General features: G+C 63.1%; 12 protein-coding genes. 3 read left to right on the top strand and 9 right to left on the bottom strand.

What is annotated here, in order from left to right; translation table 11 throughout:
- Window positions 1-112: 112 nt before the first annotated feature.
- The gene (locus tag LJY25_RS06370) at window positions 113-8,089 is read left to right on the top strand and encodes a T9SS type A sorting domain-containing protein (protein ID WP_227607424.1); all 7,977 of its coding nucleotides are present in this window, start codon (window positions 113-115) and stop codon (window positions 8,087-8,089) included.
- A gap of 174 nt (window positions 8,090-8,263) precedes the next feature.
- On the opposite strand, the gene sdaAA is transcribed toward LJY25_RS06370, so the two are convergent.
- The 3 genes from sdaAA to LJY25_RS06355 all read right to left on the bottom strand — a co-directional run bounded on the left by sdaAA (window position 8,264) and on the right by LJY25_RS06355 (window position 10,668).
- A complete protein-coding gene (gene sdaAA / locus LJY25_RS06365) occupies window positions 8,264-9,163 on the bottom strand; it encodes an L-serine ammonia-lyase, iron-sulfur-dependent, subunit alpha (protein ID WP_227607422.1) in 900 nt (299 codons plus the stop codon).
- A 163-nt stretch (window positions 9,164-9,326) separates the two neighbouring features.
- The gene (gene msrB, locus LJY25_RS06360; RefSeq protein WP_227607421.1) at window positions 9,327-9,782 is read right to left on the bottom strand and encodes a peptide-methionine (R)-S-oxide reductase MsrB; all 456 of its coding nucleotides are present in this window, start codon (window positions 9,780-9,782) and stop codon (window positions 9,327-9,329) included.
- Between the two features lie 76 nt (window positions 9,783-9,858).
- Window positions 9,859-10,668: a M949_RS01915 family surface polysaccharide biosynthesis protein gene (locus tag LJY25_RS06355; protein ID WP_227607419.1), complete on the bottom strand. Its 810-nt coding sequence runs from the start codon at window positions 10,666-10,668 to the stop codon at window positions 9,859-9,861.
- A gap of 143 nt (window positions 10,669-10,811) precedes the next feature.
- On the opposite strand from LJY25_RS06355, the gene LJY25_RS06350 reads away from it, so the two are divergent.
- Window positions 10,812-12,332, top strand: coding sequence for an NAD(P)H-hydrate dehydratase (locus tag LJY25_RS06350; protein WP_227607418.1), 1,521 nt, complete (start codon window positions 10,812-10,814; stop codon window positions 12,330-12,332).
- A gap of 251 nt (window positions 12,333-12,583) precedes the next feature.
- On the opposite strand, the gene LJY25_RS06345 is transcribed toward LJY25_RS06350, so the two are convergent.
- The 5 genes from LJY25_RS06345 to pafA form a co-directional block, all read right to left on the bottom strand.
- Window positions 12,584-13,504, bottom strand: coding sequence for a DUF808 domain-containing protein (locus LJY25_RS06345; protein WP_227607417.1), 921 nt, complete (start codon window positions 13,502-13,504; stop codon window positions 12,584-12,586).
- A gap of 462 nt (window positions 13,505-13,966) precedes the next feature.
- Window positions 13,967-14,860, bottom strand: a complete 894-nt coding sequence (locus LJY25_RS06340) for a UbiA family prenyltransferase (protein ID WP_227607415.1) — start codon at window positions 14,858-14,860, stop codon at window positions 13,967-13,969.
- Window positions 14,861-14,932: 72 nt separating this feature from the next.
- Complete coding sequence (locus tag LJY25_RS06335; RefSeq protein ID WP_227607414.1) at window positions 14,933-15,616, bottom strand: DUF6766 family protein; 684 nt, start codon at window positions 15,614-15,616, stop codon at window positions 14,933-14,935.
- 199 nt (window positions 15,617-15,815) lie between these two features.
- A complete protein-coding gene (locus LJY25_RS06330) occupies window positions 15,816-16,400 on the bottom strand; it encodes an inorganic diphosphatase (protein ID WP_227607412.1) in 585 nt (194 codons plus the stop codon).
- Window positions 16,401-16,644: 244 nt separating this feature from the next.
- Entirely contained in the window at window positions 16,645-18,345 is a 1,701-nt protein-coding gene (gene pafA / locus LJY25_RS06325) for an alkaline phosphatase PafA (RefSeq protein WP_227607410.1), read from the bottom strand.
- Between the two features lie 165 nt (window positions 18,346-18,510).
- Between pafA and LJY25_RS06320 the strand changes: the two genes are divergently transcribed.
- Window positions 18,511-19,233: an HAD family hydrolase gene (locus tag LJY25_RS06320; protein ID WP_227607409.1), complete on the top strand. Its 723-nt coding sequence runs from the start codon at window positions 18,511-18,513 to the stop codon at window positions 19,231-19,233.
- Window positions 19,234-19,272: 39 nt separating this feature from the next.
- Here LJY25_RS06320 and LJY25_RS06315 read toward each other — a convergent pair whose 3' ends face one another.
- Window positions 19,273-20,904 (bottom strand): NHL repeat-containing protein, encoded by a 1,632-nt coding sequence (locus LJY25_RS06315; protein ID WP_227607407.1) that lies wholly within the window; start codon window positions 20,902-20,904, stop codon window positions 19,273-19,275.
- Between the last annotated feature and the right edge of the window lie 4 nt (window positions 20,905-20,908).

Here is a 20,908-nt window from a genome sequence, read left to right as displayed (position 1 = left end):
ATTTTCCGGCTCTTTCCTCCACCTCTCAGCTCTCTGCTTTTCCGAAGTGCCTTTCACGCGTGTTCGCGCGTGCCCCCTATTGTCTGCTTTTTCTTCAACTCAACTCTCTTCTATGCACACACCTTTACATTCACATCCTCCAGCGCGCTTTAAGAAGAACCCGCTGGGAGGGTATGGCACGCGGCTGCTGGCGCTGCTGGCTTTCCTGCTGGGCAGCACCGGGGCCTGGGCCCAGATCTCCGGCCCGAAAACAATTGGTCCGGGTGGTGACTATGCCACTGTAGCAGCGGCTATTGCGGCGCTGAACGCCGGTGGCGTAGGCGGTGGGGGTGTCACGTTTAACGTGCCCGCCGACTACACCGAAACGTTTGCCAGCCCCACGGCCGGCCGCATTCAGCTGGCTGCCAACCCCAGCACCGCCGCCAACCCGATTATATTCCAGAAAAGCGGCACTGGCGCCAACCCTAAGCTGACCGCAACCAGCACGGCGACTGGCCCACAGGACGCCATCATCAGCCTCGTGGGCACCGACTACGTCACCTTCGACGGCATCGACGTAGCCGACCCCGCCGCGGGAATGGAGTTTGGCTACGCGCTGTTCCGGGCCTCGGCTACCGATGGCTGCCAGAACAATACGATCCAGAACGCCACCATCACGCTGAGCCGAACCAACGTTGCCACAGTGGGCATCTGGGGCGCCAACACGACGGCCACTGCAACAACCGCAGTGGCATCCACCAGCGCGGACGGAGCAAACAGCAACAACAAGATCAACGGCAACACGGTCACCAACTCCTTCGCGGGCATCTACTTTCTTGGCTCGACGCTGGCCTCCGGCTTCCTGGATATCGGCAATGAAATCGGTACCACCGCCGGCAATACCGTCAGCAACATCGGCAGCGGGGCGGGAACCGCGACCATCCACGGCATCCGGGGTGAAAACCAGAACAACCTCAAGGTAGAAAACAACACCATCACGATTCCGGCCAACTACTCCGGGACGGGCACCTTGCAGGCCATCAGCCTGGGCTCTTCGGCCACAACCGGCCTGACGGGCACCTTGCTGATTCACAACAACACCATCACCATCGCCTCGGCCAGCACCGGTACCATTACGGGCATTCGACAGGCGGGCACTTCGGGACTGACCACCGTCTCCATCACCAACAACAAGCTGCAGAACTTTGCCCTGACTGGCGCAACCGGCGCAGTTTACTTTATTGACGACAATCACTCTGGCGCCGCCAACACTACCACCATCACCGGCAACCAGATTATTGGAAATTCGGTAGCCTCCAACACCACTTCTTACTACGGTATCTATCGGTCGGGAACGAGTGGCACCGCTAACATCAGCGGCAACTACATCGGCGTAACCCCGGGCGGCGTGGCCAGCCCTAACGTGCGTACCAGCACCGGGGGTACCACGTATTTCATCCGGGCTACCACGGGCACCATCACCGTGAGCGGCAACTTCATTCAGCACAACAGCTTTACTGTTAGCGGAACCGCCTCAACCTCGGTTTACGGGTACTACAACATTGGAACGCCGGCTTCCCAAACCATTACCGGCAACACCATCACGGACCTGAGCACCACGGGCACCAACACCGCTACCGGGCACGTGCTGACCGGTATTCATGCTGGTAGTCTTTCGACAGGCACGAAAACGATCAGCAACAACACCATCGGCCGCCTGACGATTGGATCGGCCGGCAATCCGCTGAGCGGCACCGTAACCGGCATCAACCAGCAGGCGGGCGCGGCGGATATCAACCAGAACAAGATCCACGACCTGACGGCCCATGCGGCTTCGGGCGCGGCTACCGGCATCCTGCTCACCAGCGGCACTACGCTGAACGCAGCCAACAACCTGATCGGCAACCTGCTCACCCCGGCCTCGCTCGGCACGCTGGCGGTTTCCGGCATCACGGTAGCCACTACCACCGGCGGGGCCGCAGTCAGCCTGTTCTTCAACACCATCTACCTCAACGGCACCGGCGGCAGCTCGTTCGGCTCCTCAGGCATCTACCTGAGCTCAACCTCGGCTCCGCTCGACGCCCGCAACAACATCGTGGTGAACACCTCCACGGCGGGCGGCGGTACGGGCAGCTACACGGTTGCTTTCCGGCGCGCCCTCGGCACGGCAGGCTCGGCCCCGACCAACTATGCCGCCAGCTCCAACAACAACCTGTTCTTTGCCGGCACGCCGTCGGCCCTGAACCTGATCTACGCGGAGGGCACTACTGCCCAGAACGCCCAGCAGACCCTGACTGCCTACAAGACGTTCATGTCGACCCGCGACCAGCAGGCCGTGACGGAGAACCCGCCCTTTATCAGCACCGCCGGCACCAGCCCTGACTTCCTGCACATTGCTACCGGCACGCCCACTCAGGTGGAAAGCGGCGGCGTAGCGGGCACCGGCATTACCATCGATTACGACAACCAGAGCCGCAACTCGCCGCCCGATATCGGCGCCGATGAAGGGACGTTCACCGCGAGCGACATGAGCGCGCCGAGCATCGTGTACACGGCCCTCACCAACTCGGGCAACACCACCAGCCGTACCCTCACCGCCACCATCACCGACCCCAGCGACGTAGCCGGCGGCGCCAACGCCCCGCTTATTTACTACCGCAAGGGCACCAGCGGCGCGTACGTCAGCGCCCCGGCTACCTCGGTTTCGGGCAGTAGCTACACCTTCACCATCGATTACGCCAGCATCGGCGGCGTCGCCCCCGGCGACGTGATTCAGTACTACGTAGCGGCCCAGGACGTGCCCGGCAACGCCGGCACCAGCCCCGGCGGCGGCTCGGGCGCCAACCCGCCCGGCACCACTGCCCCCACGAACCCGAACCAATACACCATCCTGACTACCCTGGCGGGCACGTACTACATCTCGGTAGACGGAACTCCGGACGACACCCGCCGGTACACTACCCTGACTGCCGCCGCTGCTGCGTATAACGCCAGCGCCCTGGGCGGGCCGGTTACGTTCTTGCTCATGGATGTTGCCTATCCCAGCGAGACGTACCCGATTGTCTTCAACGCCAACGCCGAGGCCAGCAGCACGAATACGCTGACCATCAAGCCCAACACGGGCATAACGACCAGCTTCACGAGCGGTGCTACCAGCTCGGCCGTTATCCAGCTCAACGGGGCCGACTACATCACCATCGACGGCTCGAACACCGTGGGCGGCACCACCCGCGACCTGACCCTGACCAGCGGCAACACCGCTACCGCTTCGGCGGTGGTATGGGTGACCAGCCTGGGCACCGGCGCCGGTGCTACCTTCAACACGCTGAAGAACCTGAACATTATCGGCGGCAGCCCCACGCTGAGCTCCTCGTTCGGCGTTTACGCGGCGGGTACCACCCTTTCTACTTCAGGCACGGGGGCCGGCAACGACAACCTGACGGTGCAGAACAACGCCATCAGCCGGGCTTACAGCGGTATCCACGCCCGGGGCGTGGCCTCGACCGGCCTGCTCGAGACCCTGCTCATCGAAGGCAACCTGATCGGCTCGGCCACGGCCGCCAATACGGTCACCTTCCGCGGCGTGGATGTGACCAATGCCACGGCCCCGATTGTCCGGCTCAACCGCATCGAGGGCATGACCACCACTGCCACGGTGAACATCTCTGCCATCGACTTGGGCATCAACGTAACCAATGCCCTGGTCAGCCGCAACTTCATCACGAACCTGCGCTCGACCGCTGCCACTGGCTATGGGGCATACGGAATCAATATTTCGTCGGGCACCACCACCAATATCGAGATCAGCAACAACATTATCTCGGATGTGCTGACCTTTGGCGACAACTCGTCAAGCGGCTCCTTTAACCCTTTCGGTATCCGCATCACCGGGGGCAGCGGCCATAAGCTGTACTTCAACAGCGTGTCGATGACCGGCGCAATGCTTGATGCGTCGGGAGACGGCGGCCTGAGCGCAGCGCTGCTGGTTACGTCAGGAACCCTGCTGGATGTGCGCAACAACATCTTCCTCAACAGCCAGACCGGCGAAACCGGCACCAAGGTCTATGCCATGTACGTGTCGGCCACCACGCCTTTCGCTACCATCAACTACAACGACTACTTCGTTAGCGGCCCCAACGGGGTTCTGGCGAACGTTACGACGGACCGCGCTACGCTGACGGAGCTGCAAGCCGGCACCGGCCAGGATGCCAACTCCATCAGCGCCGACCCGCAGTTTGATCCTGCCGCCACTACCCCGCTGACGCCCACCAGCGCGGCTCTCAACGAAACCGGCGTCACCATCAGCACTCCTACTACGACCATCGACTTTACCGGCGCCACGCGCACCTCGCCGCCCGATATGGGTGCGGTAGAGTTCACGCCTTCCTCTCTGGATCTGGGCGCCGTGGCCCTCGTGACCCCCAGCGCCACCGGCTGCTACTCGGCCAACGAGACTGTGACCGTCCGCATCCAGAACCTGGGGCTTGGCACCATCGACTTCGCGACCAACAACGCCACGATTTCGGGTTCGGTGTCGGGCGCGGCTACGCAAACCTTTGGCCCCGTAACGCTGACCAGCGGCACCCTGGCGCCGAATGCTTTCCAGGACGTGGTAATTGGCACCGTGAACATGACGGCAGCCGGCACTTACACGTTTAACGCCACGGCCGGTGTAACCGGGGAAGGCAACACCACGAACAACGACTTCAGCCCCGTAACGCGCACCCAGAACGGCGTCGCGACCCTGCCCCAGCTCCTGGACTTTACCGGCTTAACCAGTACGAACCTGAGCACGCTCTACCCCGGCTGGTACGAGGCTACGGGTACGACCACCCCAACCGGCACCACCTCCAACTGGATCAACGACGACTTCGCCAACGTAACAGGTGGCCCGAATGGAACGGCGGCCAAAATCAACCTAGATGCTATCAATGAAACCGGCTGGATCGTGAGCCCACGTTTTACCGCCACGGCCACCACCCTGCTTTCGTTTGACCTGGCCCTGACCACATTTGGCAACACCACCGCTAACGTGCTGGACGGCGACGACCTGTTTGAGGTGCGCATCTCGACCGACTGCGGCGCGACGTTCACGTCCGTGCGCACGTTCAACTCTACCACTACCATTTCCAACACGGGCCAGACCGAGCTTATTAACCTCAGCGCCTACGACGGCCAGGAAATCATCGTGGCCTTCTTCGCCACCGAGGGTGCTACGGTAACGGGCGACATCGACCTGTTCCTGGACAACGTGAACCTGCGCGACGCCCCGGCCAACGACGCCGGCGTAGTGGCCATCATCGACCCGGTGATGCCCTTTACCCCGACCTCGCAGAACGTGTCAGTGCAGGTAAAGAACTTCGGCTTCGCCGTGCTGAACTCCGTGACGGTGAACTTCACGGTGAACGGCATAGCCCAGACGCCCCAGAACTTTACGAACCTGAACCTGGCCTCCGGCGCTACTTCGGGCAACCTTTCGCTCGGCACGTTTGACTTCTCGGTGGGCGGCCCCTCGTTCACCATCGTGGCCACTACCAGCGCGCCCAACGGTGGCACCGATGCCGATACCAACAATGACTCGTTTACCCGCACGGTGACCCCGTCGCTGTCGGGCCTGTACACGGTAGGTACGCTGAATACCGGTGGTACCCGCAACTTCCTGACCCTGGACGAGGCGGCCAATACCCTGAACGAAGCCGGTGCTATTGATGCCGTTACGTTCAGCCTGACCGACGCCACCTACCCCGCCACCTCGGGCATCACCATCAACCAGTTTTCCGGCAACAGCAGCAGCAACACACTGACCATCAAGCCCGCCGCCGGCATCACCCCTGTGCTGACGACGACGGCTGCCGCCACGTTCCTGCTCAAGCTCAACGGAACTGATTACGTGACCATCGACGGCTCCAACACCGTGGGTGGCACCACCCGCGACCTGACCCTGACTTCGGCTAACACTACCGCCGGCTCGGCTGTGGTATGGCTGGTCAGCCTCGGCACAAATGCTGGCGCCACTTACAACACGGTGAAGAACGTAAACATTAACGGGGGCAATGCCACGTCAACCACCTCGTTCGGCGTTTACGCGGCGGGTACCACCCTTTCTACTTCAGGCACGGGGGCCGGCAACGACAACCTGACGGTGCAGAACAACGCCATCAGCCGGGCTTACAGCGGTATCCACGCCCGGGGCGTGGCCTCGACCGGCCTGCTCGAGACCCTGCTCATCGAAGGCAACCTGATCGGCTCGGCCACCAATACAGTGGCCTTCCGCGGCGTGGATGTGACCAACGCCACGGCCCCGATTGTCCGGCTCAACCGCATCGAGGGCATGACCACCACTGCCACGGTGAGCATCTCTGCCATCGACTTGGGCATCAACGTAACCAATGCCCTGGTCAGCCGCAACTTCATCTCCAACCTGCGCTCGACCAACACCAGCGGCTACGGAGCCTATGGTATTCAAATCTCTTCTACGACGGGTACTGCGGGTAATGAAATCAGCAACAACATAATTTCAGACATCCTCACCGATGGCGACGGAACGTCCACGCTGTTCAACCCCTTTGGCATCCGCCTGGCGGGTGGTACGGGCACCAAGGTGTACTACAACTCGGTGAACCTCGCCGGGGCATTTACCACGACCAGCAGCACGGTAGCGGAAATCAGCGCGGCCCTGATAGTAACGACCAGCTCGGTAACGGGTCTGGACCTGCGCAACAACATTCTGGTGAACGGCATTACCGGCGGCGGTGCAGGTACGAAGAGCTACGCGCTCTACGCCACTACGGCGGCCAGCTTTGCCGAATCCAACTACAACGACTACTTCGTCAGCGGCCTCAATGGCGTACTGGGTCGCGTAGGCACTTCTGATGTGACGACCCTGGATGCGCTGAAGACGAGCACCACCAAGGACGCCAGCTCCATCAACGGCGACCCGGGCTTTACCTCGGCTACCAACCTGATGCCGAACCCGGCCGACCCGAACAGCTACCACCTGAACGGCACGGGCACCCACATTGCCACCGTAAGCCAGGATTTCGAGGGCAACGCCCGGCCCACCACAGTGGCCGCCGGTGCGCCTGACCTAGGCGCCTACGAGTTTACGCCCACCGCCCAGCCCAACGTCCTGACCACCACCGGCACCTTCGCCCTGGGTGGCACGCAGGACTTCTTCTTCGCCGGTCGCCGCGTGGCTACCATCGTCTACGGCAATACCGGCACGCTGCCCACCACGCTCACGGCCCGCTACTTCCCCGGCACCAACCCGCGCAACCCGCAGGCCGCCAAGCGCTACATGAACAGCTTCCTGGAGCTGGTGCCCTCGGCCGACGGCAGTGACTTTACCTACGACCTGACGTTGTTCTACGACGACGCCCTGCTGGGCACGGTGGATCCGGAGTCGGCCCTGCGCCTCTCCCGCCGCGACCCGGCTACCGGCAACTTCCAGTTCTACGACCAGTCGACGGTGGATGCTACGGCTAACACGCTTTCCCAGACCGGCCTGACTGCCTTCGGGGAGTTCACCGGCTCCGACCAGGCCGCCCCGCTGCCGGTTACCATCACCTCGTTTGACGCCAAGCGCGACGGCAGCACGGCCGTAGTAACCTGGACGACGGCTATGGAGAAGAACAGCAAGGGCTACGAAATACAGGTATCCTCGGACAGCCGCACCTTCCGCACCCTTGGCTTCGTGCCCAGTGAGTCGGCCAGCAGCAGCTCGGCCCGCGCCTACCGCTTCCTCGACACCGAGAACGGCAAGCAGGGCATCCGCTACTACCGCCTCAAGCAGATCGACCTCGACGGAACGGCAGCCTACATCGGACCCCGCTCCGTGACGTTCGAAGGCGCCACGGCCAAGCTGGATGCCGCGCCCAACCCCTTCCAGAGCGAGGTAACCCTGACTCTGCAGGCCCGCACCGAGAACAAAGACGCCCGCCTGGTGCTGCTTGATGCGACCGGCCGCGTGGTGCGGGAGCAGAGCATCCAGGTGCCCGCCGGGGCTTCCAGCCTCACGCTCTCCGAGCTGAGCGGCCTGCCCGCCGGCGTGTACGTGCTGCGCCTGACCCTCGACGGCAAGCTCTACCACAGCAAGCTGGTAAAGGAGTAAGCCTTTCGGCCTGTCACAAAAAAGCCTCCCGGAGCTCCGGGAGGCTTTTTTCATGTGCTTACATCCGGGGCTCGGTCGGGCGCCACCGCCGGCTTGGAACAAAAGCGGCCGTAACAAAAAAATTGTTACGGCCGCTTTTGTTCCAAGCTATACGCCACCTGCGCCTATGGTTGCCTAGTCCTCATCAGGCAGGATGTTGACGTCCTGCACCAGCACGACCTTTTCAATCTCCCGTCCCCGGGGCGTATTAGCCAGGCCGCCGAGGGCCGTTTCCTTGTAGCGGGTTTCCATACTCTGCCCCACCTCACCCAGCGCCATCACGCACTGATCCACGGGAATGACCGGGTCGACGCCGGCAATGGCAATCTGGGCCGAGGAAAAGGCAATGGCGGCCGCCGAGGCGTTGCGGACTACGCAGGGTACTTCCACCAGCCCGGCCACGGGGTCGCAGACGAGGCCCAGCATGCACTGAATAGTAATGGCTACGGCGGCAAACGTTTCGCTTACCGAGCCGCCCAGGCAGTACACGATGGCCCCGCTGCCCATGGCGGCGGCACTGCCGGTTTCGGCCTGGCAGCCGCCCACAGCGCCGGCCAGGGAGGCATTCTGCTCGATAATAAGGGCAATGCCGGCGGCTACCAGCAGGCCCTCCAGAATCTGGCGGTCGGCAAGGTGGTGCTGGTTCTGCAGGGTCACGAGCACGCCGGGCAGGATGCCCGAGGCCCCGGCGGTAGGCGCGGCCACTACCCGCCCCATGCAGGAATTAACTTCCTTGGCCCCCAGGGCCCGGGTGATGAGCAGCTTAAACTCCGGGGACAGCACCGTGATGGGCGAGGCCGCAATCTTCTTCGCCCCGTTGTTAATCATGCCCGAGCGGGACGTCATATCCTGGGTCAGCCCGGTCTGGACGGCATCGCGCATCACATCGTAGGCCCGTTGCAGACCCATCCAGATTTCTTCTTCCGAGCGGCCCTTCTGCTCGATTTCATAGTCCAGCACGGGCTGGTAAAGGGGCTGGCCGGTGGCGTCGCAGTGCGCCTGCCAGGAGGCAAAGTCGTTGAAGAGAAGAGACATGGTGGGTGGGATTGGGAAGGTAGGAAGTCAGAGCAGAACAAAGAACATACGGCGGGGGTGCGAAGGTCGGCATATTTCAAGCCGGACCGCCACAAAAAACCGCTGCCCACCCAAAGGTCGGCAGCGGTGAAAGCGGGGAAGGCGGCTAACGCCCGGGCCTAGCTTACGCCTGTTGCGGCTCGCTCACCAGCCTGATTGAAGCCGAGTTGATGCAGAGGCGCAGTCCGCTGGGGGCGGGGCCATCGGGAAATACGTGCCCCTGGTGGGCGTCGCACACGTTGCAGAGCACCTCCACCCGGGTCATGCCGTAGCTGGTGTCCTTTTTGTAGCGAATGGCATTCTCCTCGACCGGCTGGGTGAAGCTGGGCCAGCCCGTGCCCGACTCAAACTTGGTGCGGGAGTCGTAGAGCGGGGTGCCGCAGCACACGCAGGCGTAGAGGCCGGCTTCGTGGGCCTCACAGTACTCGCCCGTGAAGGGCCGCTCGGTGCCGTGCTGCCGCGTGACGTGGTACTGGTCGGGGGTAAGCTGCGCGCGCCACTGCTCGTCGGTTTTCTCCACGCGGCGGGGCGGGGTGGCCGGGTGATTGGCGAGGCGGATGACGTCGTTCCAGGTTTGCATATCGAAAGAAAATTAAGTCGGTTCGTTCAGCTTGCAAACGCGCAGCGGGCCCGGAAGTTTTCGAACCCGGGCGCGGTTAGAGCTGCTCGAACTCATCCTGCACCGACCAGTATCGCCACTGCTGGCGGGCAAAGTCCAGGAAGGCCGGGGGAGCGGCGCGGAAGTCCTTCTCGTTCTGGTACCGGCCCAGGTAGGCGGCGTAGTCGCCGGTGGCTTCCACCCGCTTCTCGTTCAGGGTGTCGAGGCAGCAGATCTGCCGGGGCGCCCGGCGCGCAACGGGCACTGAATCATACGCCACGACCATCTGGCCGCGCAGGGCATACTTGGCCGCGCCCTCGTGCATCACCAGTTTCATTCCCGAGGGGCTGACGTCGCTGCGGCAGGTGAGCTTGTAGATCAGGGTCGTTTCGGACTCCCCGTCGTGGTCGAGGTCGGTAACGGCGGTAGAGCCTGGCAACGGTCCGAGCCACATATCAAACGGGCAGCTGCGCACGGCGTCGCGCAGGCGCCACTGCGGTTCCCACCGGCCCTGCCGGCGCAGGTACTGGCAGGCAGCCATTTCCACGTACCGCTCCCCCTCCATCTCCCCGGGCCGGGGCTCGTTCAGGGGCCCGCGCCGGCTTACGACCAGCAGGTTCTCGCCGTTGACATCGGTCCAGCGCAGGGCTTCCAGCAGCTTACCGGGCAGGGCCGTCCCGGCGGGCAGCTGGGCCGCCGTCAGCAGGACCACGCGGGTAGGCTGAGCCGCGGAGACGGCGGCGGTGTCAGCGGGGGCAGGCGTTTCGGCAGCTACCGGTGCGGCAGCCCGGGCGTCTGGCCCGGCCTTCTTTTCGCCGCAGGCCAGCAGCAGCAAAGCAATAGCCGGGAGCAGGCGGTGCGCAGTCATAAGTTGGTTTCAGCGGCGTAGAGCGGTAAGATAGCGGGTTTTCATTATTCACCCGGCTCACCGGGCAACGCGAAAACGGAGCGGACAGTAGTACAATATTCCCTTGCCTCTCCGGCCCGCACCGTCACCTTAAAGCTGTTGCCATGCAGATTCTTTCCGCCGCCCAGACCCGTTTGGCCGATCAGGCTACCATCGAGGAAGAAGGCATTGCCTCTATCGACCTGATGGAGCGCGCCGCCCAAGCCTTCACTACCTGGCTCACGGCCCGGCAGACGCCCGCCGAAGCCGGGGAAATCCTGATCTGCTGCGGGCCGGGCAACAACGGCGGCGACGGATTGGCCGTGGCCCGCCGGCTGCACGGGGCCAGCTACGCGGTGCGGGTGGCTCTGCTGCCCGCCGAGCGGCGTTCCACCGATTTCGAAACAAACCATAAGCGCCTGCCGGAAGCTATTCCTGCGCAGGAGCTGAATGCCGGCAGCCTCCCGCTCATCCAGCCCGGCACCCTGGTGGTGGATGCGCTGTTTGGCACCGGCATTACCCGCCCGCTCGATGGCCTGGCCGCCGCCGTCGTGGAGCATATCAACCAGGCCGGCGCCCGGGTAGTCAGCATTGATATGCCCTCGGGGCTGCTGACTGATTCGCCCCAGCCTTCGGACTCACCCATCATCCGGGCCCGGCACACCGTTTCCTTTGAGCTGCCCAAGCTGGCATTTCTGCTGCCTCAGAACGCCCGGTACGTGGGCCAGTGGCACCTGGCTCCCATCAGCCTGAGCCGAACGTTTCTAAAGCAGGCGGTAGCGGACATGCACCTGGTGGAGGATGCCCTGCTGGCTGGCCGCCTGCCGCGCCGGGCGACGTTTGCGCACAAGGGCACCTTCGGGCATGCCCTGCTCGTGGCGGGCAGCTACGGCAAGATGGGTGCCGCCGTGCTGGCGGCCGGGGCCTGCCTGCGCAGCGGAGTGGGCCTGCTCACGGTGGCCGCTCCCAAAGCCGGCTACGACACCCTGCAAAGCCAGGTTCCCGAGGCCATGTGCCGCACTGACCGCGACAAAGACCATATTTCCGAGCTGCCCGACCTCAGGCCGTATTCCGCCGTGGGCATCGGCCCGGGGCTGGGCCAGCACGACGATACCCGGGCGGCGCTGGAAGAGCTACTGTGCACGGTATTGAAGCTGCCGCTGGTGCTCGACGCCGACGCCCTGAACCTGCTGGGGGCCAACCGCGGCCTGCTCGACCTGCTCCCGCCCCGCTGCCTGCTGACGCCCCACCCCCGGGAGTTTGAGCGCCTCACCGAGCCCGCCCGCGACGACTACCACCGCCTGGAGCTGCTGCGCGCCTTTTGCGCGCAGTACGACTGCTACGTGATTCTGAAAGGTGCCCATTCCTGCCTCGGCACGCCGGAGGGCACGCTTTACTTCAACAGCACCGGCAACCCCGGCATGGCTACCGGCGGCTCCGGCGACGTGCTCACCGGAGTGCTGACCGCCCTGCTGGCCCAGGGTCTGACCCCGCTGGACGCGGCCCTGCTGGGCATGTACGCCCACGGCCGCGCCGGCGACCGGGCCGCCGCTCAAACCGGCCAGATCGGCCTTATTGCCGGCGACCTGGTGCAGCACATCGGCCCGGCACTGGAAGAGCTAGTAGACCTGGCTGATAACTTTTAAAGGCTGCCTCAAGGGACTTTTTTCAGCATTATCGGTAGACCTAGCTAAAGCCGGTGAACCTGACTCGCCTGGAGCCGCTGGCTTTACTCGCGAGCTGAAATTGCTTTGGAAGGGACGTTTGCCTTTCTGATAGCACACCGCCTGCCATAGGCAGCCCAAACGAATTGCCGGTTAGTGCGTCCTGAAGAGAGAATAAGCAGCATGGGACCGCGCCCAGAGCCAAAGAAGCCGGGTGGGTAGCCGGTAGCTTCTTACTGCTTTCGGAAAACTTTTTTGAAGAGCAGCACTACTTTCTCAACTACGAAACCAATCAATAATCCGCCAAGCGCACAGGACAGTGCCTTGGCAAGCCAGGCTACTGCTGGAATATGAGCCAGCGACTGCTCCAGATCATGTAGCAGATGAGCGGTAAATGGAATGCCGTGGGCGATGATTTCGGCTCCTACCCACAGCATGGCAGCCGTACCCACATAACTGAGAATAGCCAGGAAGCGCGGCATAAATTTCACGATACCGCGCCCCAGCTTCCGCACAGCGGGGTGGTATTTATCCTGGGCCATGTGTACGCCCATATCGTCGGCTTTCACAATCAGGCCCACAAAACCATAAACTGCCACGGTGATGAAAACAGCCACCGCCAGCATGATGGCAATCTGGTTTATTATCGGCTGGCCGGTTACCTGGCTATAGGCAATGGCCATGATTTCAGCCGACAGAATGATATCGGTGCGAACGGCTCCGGCCACCCGTTCCTTCTCCAGTTCCTCGGGCGTAATCACCTTTACCTGCTCACTCTCTACATCCACTTCGTGGGATTTGCTGAACATAGAGTGCACCTTCTCATACCCCTCGAAACACAGATACGCTCCGCCCAGCATCAGGATAGGCGTAATGGCCCAGGGAGCAAAGTACCCAAGCACCAGAGCCGCCGGACTCAGGATGAAGACTTTATTGATCAGGGACTTTTTCGCTATCTGGTAGATAATGGAAAGCTCCCGGGAGGGGTCGAGGCCTACAACGTACTTGGGGGTAACAGCCGTGTCGTCGATGACAATGCCCGACACCTTGCCGGTCGTCTTGGCTACCTGGGCCGGCACATCATCCAAGCTAGCCGCGCTTACTTTTACCAAAGCGGAGATATCATCCAACAGCGCAAAAAAACCTGAAGCCATGTTCTGTGTGTTCGTAAACTAATTTCTGTTTGCAGGGGGATTATGTGTTTCAGTCCTCCCCCGGCAGCAAGTTATGGCGGTTTGCTGAGCAGTGCCTTCACTTCCCCGGCAGCACGGGGCAGCCCGAAGCGGTGAAACCAGCTTTGCAGCTCCTGCAAGCGGGGCCGCGAGGGCCGCTACCGGCGCGCCGACGACGTCAACAGCATCTACGACGTCGGCCGCTCAGCGGTGGTCCTGGCAGGGTGGATAGTTCAGGGCCGCAGCCTGAAGAAACTGCTGATGAGCGGGATACGGCGGGTAATAATCCAAACGCAAATGCCGGGCTCTTGTCGGGCAGTCCGCTTTCCAAGAGCCCGGCACTTCCTGCATTTCGCCGTCAGCTAGCCGGTCAGTCCAGGGTCACGCCCAGCAGCGGAAAGATACGGGCTGCCTCAGCGGTCCTCACCGAACGGCTGATAAGCTTCAGACTACGAGGTACACAGCCAGGAACTGCACCAGCATCACACCGTCGGCGAGCAGGGCGTAGTAGTAGTCAGGGCGGGCTTCGTCGGCAAACCAGATAATGGCCCCGGCCAGCGCGGTGGGCACCAGCAGCACCAGCGCCTGAGCCGTATCAATCCCCGGCGGCAGCAGCACGGCCGCCAGCGCCAGACTCAGCAGGGCCAGCCCCTTGGTGGCCTGCACCCCGAGCAGCCCCGGGAACGTGCGGGTGCCGCTCAGGCGGTCCTTGGTGTAGTCGCGGATGTCGAACACGAAGGCCAGCGCCAGGATAAAGCAGAACCGCCGGGCAAACAGCACCACCACCTCCGCCGATGCCGGCGCGTGGCCCAGGTGCAGGGCCGGAATCCAGACGGTGACGGCCGACCACACATAGGCAATCAGAAACACCTTGAGCAGGGGCAGGTCGCGCAGGGCCCACCAGCGGCCCCGGACGCGCACCACGGGCAGGGAGTAAAGCAGGGAAATAGCTGCCAGGTGACTTAGAAACAGGAACAGGTACTGCCAGCCGCCCAGCCAGAACAGTCCTGCAGCCAGGGCTGCGCAGCCCACGGCCAGCTTCAGCAGCTGCCCGCGGTGCCTGATCATCCACACCTTCCGCTCGCTCAGAACCGCCTGCTGCCGGTATTTGTAGGGCAGCACGCCGTCGAGGTTGTAGAGAAACAGGGTCGCCGTGAAAATCAGCGCGGCCAGGGAGGCCGGGATATCCACCCGCCAGTACCGAAACGAAGCCCAGGTAAGCGCGGTAGCGGCCACGGCCACCAGCCCGCTGCTGTAGAGGATAGCGTCGATGCTGCTTTTCAGCCCGGCCCGCCAGGCAAAAGCCGCCGGCTGCTGTTCGTCGCTGACTTGGGGCATAGCTCCGGGCTCTAAGGGAAAGCAGCGCCTTGCTGCGCCCGCCGGCAAATATACGCTGCCGGCAGAGCCCGGCTACTCGCCCGTCTCGGAGTGGCTGGCGTCCACCGGCTTCGACTGCGGCGACTTGTGCTGGCGCAGGAAGATGGAAAACCCCACGATGCTCAGGATGCTCAGAAACTCGCTTTGCCAGTTCTGGAACGACTCAAACCAGAACCGAGACGTGGTCATGTACTCCCAGGTGTCCACAGCCGCCCGGCCCTGGTCCATCTCTTCCTGACTGAAGACCTTGGCCCCGCCGTGGGCGTGCAGCCAGAGTGAAGCAAAGAACAGCAGAAAGAACGCGATGCTAAGAGAGTTTTTGTACAGCCGCAGCACCAGCCCGCCCGCCCGCACCGGCCAGGGGGCATCCTTCTTGCCGGCATCGGGCTCCCGGTCTACCTCCTCTTCCTCGTAGAGCTTTTTCGACTCAGAGGAGCCGCGCTGCCGCAGCCAGATGCTGAGCATCACGAAGAGGCCCATCTGCAGAAACTCGCTTTCCCAGTTCTCGAACGTGGCTTCCAGGAAGTGCCCCGACTGCAGGTACTGCCCCAGCGCCAGGGGTGCGTGCTGCATGTCCTCCAGTTCCTGGTTGTGCTCGTGCCAGCCGGTCAGCACCTGCCCGATCAGGGCACCGATAGTGAGCAACAGCACGACGAGCAGCAGACTGTTTTCGTACAGAAACCGCACCAGCGGCGAAGATGATGGTTGCTTGGGCATGCCCCCACTACGCAGCCGGTCAGCAAAAGGATCAATCCGGCACCAGGCCCGATGGCGGCAGCGCGCACAAAAAAGCCCCCACTACCGAAAGGTAGCAGGGGCTTTTTTGTGCTGTCAGTTGGTAGTTGTTAGTTGTCCGTTGTTAGGATCGTTCTGACAACGGACAACTAACAACTATCAACTGATAACTAACAACAACCTATAGCTCCACGCCGGCCGTCTGGCCTTTGGTAGCCGACTCCGAGCCTTTGCCGAACGTGTCGTTGTAGAGCTTCACGCTGTCCTCGATGATGCGGTAGGCATCCTCGCGGCCCATGAAGCGCTCCACGCTCACTTCTTTGTTTTCGAGGGCCTTGTAGTCCTCGAAGAAGCGCTGCATCTCGCGCAGGGTGTGGGGGGGCAGGTCGGCAATGTCGTTGAAGTGGTTGACCGAAATGTCGTTGGCAGCCACGGCAATGATTTTGTCGTCTTCCTCATTCTGGTCAATCATCTGCATCACGCCAATCACCTTGGCCTCGATCAGGCACATGGGCACCACGTCGACCGAGCAGATCACCAGGATGTCCAGCGGGTCCTTGTCGTCGCAGTAGGTCTGGGGAATAAAGCCGTAGGCGGCCGGGTAATGCACGGCCGAGAACAGCACGCGGTCCAGCTTGAGCAGGCCGCTTTCCTTGTCGAGCTCGTATTTGCCTTTCGAGCCTTTGGGAATTTCAATGATGGCGTTAACGACTTCCGGGGCGTTTTCGCCGCGCTGCACGTCGTGCCAGGGGTTAAAGTGAGACATTGTATAGGTAAAGGAGTGTGAAATGTTGATTTTAGGCCTTAGGGCCTTAGGGCTTAGTGTTTGGGGGATATTCGGTGTTGGGGTACTGGGTGTTGGGTGGGCATTGTCATCCTGGGGCGAAGCGAAGGTCCTTGGCACCGCAGAACGATTCGTTGTTACGCTTGTCGCTCAATTCTGATAAGGTCCTTCGCAAAGCTCAGGATGACGGGCGGGTTTGGTGTATCCAGGTACTAAGCCCTAAGCCCTATTTCCCCGAAAGAACTTCCAGCAGCGGCTCCCCGGTGCAGCCGTCGGGCTCCTGAATGCGGAGCCAGCGGGCCAGAGTGGGCGCGATGTCGGTGATGTTGGCCCGGACGTGCGACTCGCCGTGCCGGACGTGCCAGCCCCAGAACACCAGGGGCACGTGGGTGTCGTAGGCGCTGCCCGAGCCGTGGGTAGTGCCTTTGTTGACCGGGTAGGCATAGGACTCCAGCCAGCCCGGCTCCAGTACCACCATCACGTCGCCGCTGCGCTTGGGCAGGTAGCCGTTTTCCAGTTCCATCAGCAGCCCGCTTTCCCAGTGCGACTTCATCAGGTCGGTGGCGGTGATGGCGCGCGTGACGCCGGTAAACTGCACCGCAATGGCAGCCACCTCTTCCTGGATCTTCACCAGGTCCAGCTTTTTCTGCTGAATCAGAGGGCGGTTCAGGTACACCTGCTGGTTTTCATAGGTCAGCACCCACTGCCCGGCCCCGTAGCGGCGCACCAGCTGGGCCTGCACCGAGTCGCGCCACAGCCGCGGGCCCACCGAGCCGGCCGGAATCCGCTGGGCTTTCAGAAACTCCGGGGAGTGCGCCGCGCCGTGGTCGGCCGACAAAAACACCAGGGCATTGCCCTTGCCCACGGTTTTGTCGAGGTAGGTCAGCAGCCGGGCAATATCCTGGTCGAGGCGCAGGTAGGTGTCCTCGGTTTCGATGGCGTTGACGCCGAAGTGGTGGCCGACGTAGTCGGTTGAGGAAAAGCTTAGGGCCAGAAAGTCGGTCTGCCCACGCTGGCCCAGCTGCTCGGCCCGGATGGCCTCCAGGGCAAAGTCCAGGGTAAGGGAGTTGCCGAAGGGCGTGGAGCGGATAATGCCGTAGTTGGGGCCGGTGGGCGCCGCTCCGGCGCGCTGGTGCTCGGTGCCCTTGGCCGTAAAGCCGCTGAGCGTGGGCAGGTCGTGGGGGAACACCGGCTTGGCTTCGCCGGCAAATACGTTTTCCCAGGGCACGTCGTCGGCCGTGCTTTCGGTGTACTGCCCGATGGGCAGCAGCGTCTCCCAGGGCTTCGACAGGTACTGCTCGGTCAGCTTGCGGCCATTGAACTGCTTGACCCACTCGGGCAGCTCCTTGGTGTAGAAGGTGCTGGTGATAAAGGCGCCGTTGGCATTGTCGAACCAGTAGGCGGCCGAGGCGGCGTGGCCGGCGGGCAGGATGGAACCCCGGTCCTTGATGCAGACGCCGATGGTCTTGGCCTGGAAGTTCGTGGCCAGACGCAGCTCATCGGTGATGGTGGTGGTGAGCATGTGGCGGGGCGACATCTGCCCCTCGGCCGAGGCGCTGCCCACGCCCTGCACGGATTTATCTTCCGTCACGTAGGTGCCCTTGCCGGCTTCGCGCACAAACCAGTTGTTGCCCACGATGCCGTGGCCCGAGGGCGTAGTGCCGGTGTAGATGCTGGCGTGGCCCGGGCCGGTATAGGTAGGTACGTAGTTGTACTGGGTGTTCTCGTAGCTGAATCCCTCGCCCAGCAGGCGGCGGAAGCCCCCGCTGCCGTACTTGCTCCAGTAGCGGTACAGGTAGTCGTAGCGCATCTGGTCCACGACCACGCCGACCACCAGCTTGGGCCGGGGCAGGGCCTTGCCGGCCTTCTGGGCCAGGGCCGGGAAAGCCAGGCCGGCGGCCAGCAACAATAAGCAGCTCTTTTTCAAATCGGTATCCTGTTTAAGCTCCCGGTGCAGTGGGCCGGCTGGCCCCCTGGGCGAAGGCGGCCGCAAAGATAGGCCCGCGCCGCCGGAATCCGGGTCCCGGCAGCCAAAATTGCTGGTGCCGCGTACACTTCGCCGGTTCCACCCCCTCCCCTATCCTCTTCTCCGATGCCCGACCAGCCCTACGCGCTTATCTTCGACATGGACGGCGTCCTGGTTGACAACACGCCCTACCAGGCCCGCGCCTTCCAGCTCTTGTTTCGCGACCTGGGCCTGACCACCAACGCCCGCCGCCTGCTGGCCCGCCTCAACGGCATGCCCGCCACCGAGATTCTGAAAACCGTATTCCGCCACCCGGTGCCCGAAAAGCAGCTCAAGGAGTACGCCACCCAGCGCGAGTTTCTGTACCGGGTGCTGTACTGGAGCAAGCGCCAGGAAACCCCGGGCCTCAGCGCTTTTCTGCAGGCCGCCCGCGACGCCGGGTTTAAGATTGGCCTGGGCACCGGCTCGGCCCCCGAAACCATCGGCTACATCATCGACCACCTCGACCTGCGCCGGTATTTCGACGTGGTCGTAGGCAAGGCCGACGTAGAAAAAGGCAAGCCCCACCCCGACACCTTCACCGAGGTAGCCCGGCAGCTGGGCATCCCGCCCGAGCGGTGCGTGGTGTTCGAGGATGCCCTGCTGGGCGAACAGGCCGCCTACAAGGCGAAGATGCGGGTCATTGCCGTCAGCTCCGGCCTCAAGCCAAGCCAGTTTCAGGCTCCGATGGCGGTTATCAAGGACTTCACCCAGCTCCGGCCCGAACAAGTGCGGGAGCTGCTGGAGCAGAATCCTAAAACGCCCCGGCCCGACAAGGAAATGGGCAAGCGGCAGTACATGAAGCTGTAGCACATCCGCCCCCCGGGCCAGTGGCGGCTTTTATAATGCTTATTGCACGACGATAACGCGACGCTCGGCCACCCAGCCCGGCCGGGCAAGGCACAGCACGTACATGCCGGCCCCCAATCCTGTTGTGGAAACGAGCGGCTCGGTCCCCGTCAATGCGCCGGTGGCCCGGACCTGGCCCAGTCCGTCGAGCAGCACGTAGGTACCACCGACCGCGGCCGGCAGCCGCAGGTGCAGGGGCTGGCCGGCTGCTATGGGATTAGGAAATGCCTGGAACGCCATTGCTGGTACGGCCGGCTGCGTTGCCGTGAGCGTAATCGGCCCCAGACGCGAGACGTAGCTGTCGACCCCGCCGGCGCTGGAGAAGGTGGTCTGGTCCTGGCGAAAGGTGCCCGTGAAGGTACCCACGGCCGTAAGTTCCTCTCGTGACCGGTCCAGGCATAGTGCGTAGGCCACGTCGTCGGCCGCGCCGCCGCTGGCCCGGGCCCACTGTACGGCCCCGGTGCGGTCTACCTTCAGAGCCACGATGTCGCGCTGCCCGACTGCGGTCAGGGAGACGAAGCCAAAGGCCGCCGTAGCCGAGAAGCCTCCGGAAAGGTAAGCCGCCCCGCTGCCCGCGTCGACTTCGATTTCACAGCCTTCATCGGAACCGGGGCCGCCAAACTGCCGCGCCCATGTGGCGGCCCCGCCCGGATCGAGCTTCAACAGGTACAGGTCCCGGGAGCCCGCCGTGCTGCTCAGCCCCAGCGCATCGACGGCCAGCGCCCCCGTAAATACGCCGCTGCAGTACAGGTTGCCCTGGGCGTCGCAGTCCACGCCGCGACCGTAGTCTTCGCCGGGGCCGCCGTAGCGGCGTGCCCACAGCAGCTGCCCGCCGGGCGTGTACTTGGCCACGAACACGTCGCGGGTGGTCGTGGAGGGGTTGACCAACGTAACATTACCTACCTGCAGGGTGCCCGTAAATTCGCCCGTCACCACCACGTTGTCTTGAGCATCAGCCGAAATGCCGCGACCCTGGGCGTGGCCGGGCCCGGTAAGCGTGTTCACCCATTGCAGCTGGCCAGCGTCAGAGTATTTCGCTACCAGCACCTCTGAGCTGTCCTGGTGCGGCAGGGCGACCGTGCCCAGCTGCATAGGCCCGTAGTAGTTGCCGATAACCAGCACTGCGCCGGCCGGAGAAACGGCCACTTCATTGCCACTGTCGAAGGCCGTGCCACCACCGGTGCGCACCCACTGCACACTACCGGCGCTGTCAAACTTAGCCGTAAACAGATCAGCGGACCCCCGGCTTGTGTACGTCTGGCCGCCCAGGGTGAAGCCTGAGCGGAACGCGCCCGTAACGTAGAGGTTGCCGCTGGCGTCGCTGTCGAGGTCGAAGGTATAGTCGAAGCCAGGCGACCCGAAAGCGCGTACCCAGCGCACGTGTCCGGCACGGGTGAGCTTGGCCAGCACGATGTCGGTGGCCCCGACCGAGGCTACGCTCGTGGAGCCCAGCGACAGCGTCCGCTCGAAGGTGCCGGTCAGGTAGGTGTTGCCCTGGGCGTCGTTGCCGATGCCGCGGAGCACGTCTTCACCGGTCCCGCCCACGGCCCGGCCCCAGGTGAATGCCGGCTGCTGAGCGAAGAGCCGCCAGCCGCTTGTCAGCAGCAGCGTTAGAATCAGATAGAAGCGCATAGAG

It is taken from the genome of Hymenobacter translucens (assembly GCF_020685205.1).
GTDB classification, from domain to species: domain Bacteria; phylum Bacteroidota; class Bacteroidia; order Cytophagales; family Hymenobacteraceae; genus Hymenobacter; species Hymenobacter translucens.
This window is presented reverse-complemented; position numbering and strand designations above follow the sequence as displayed.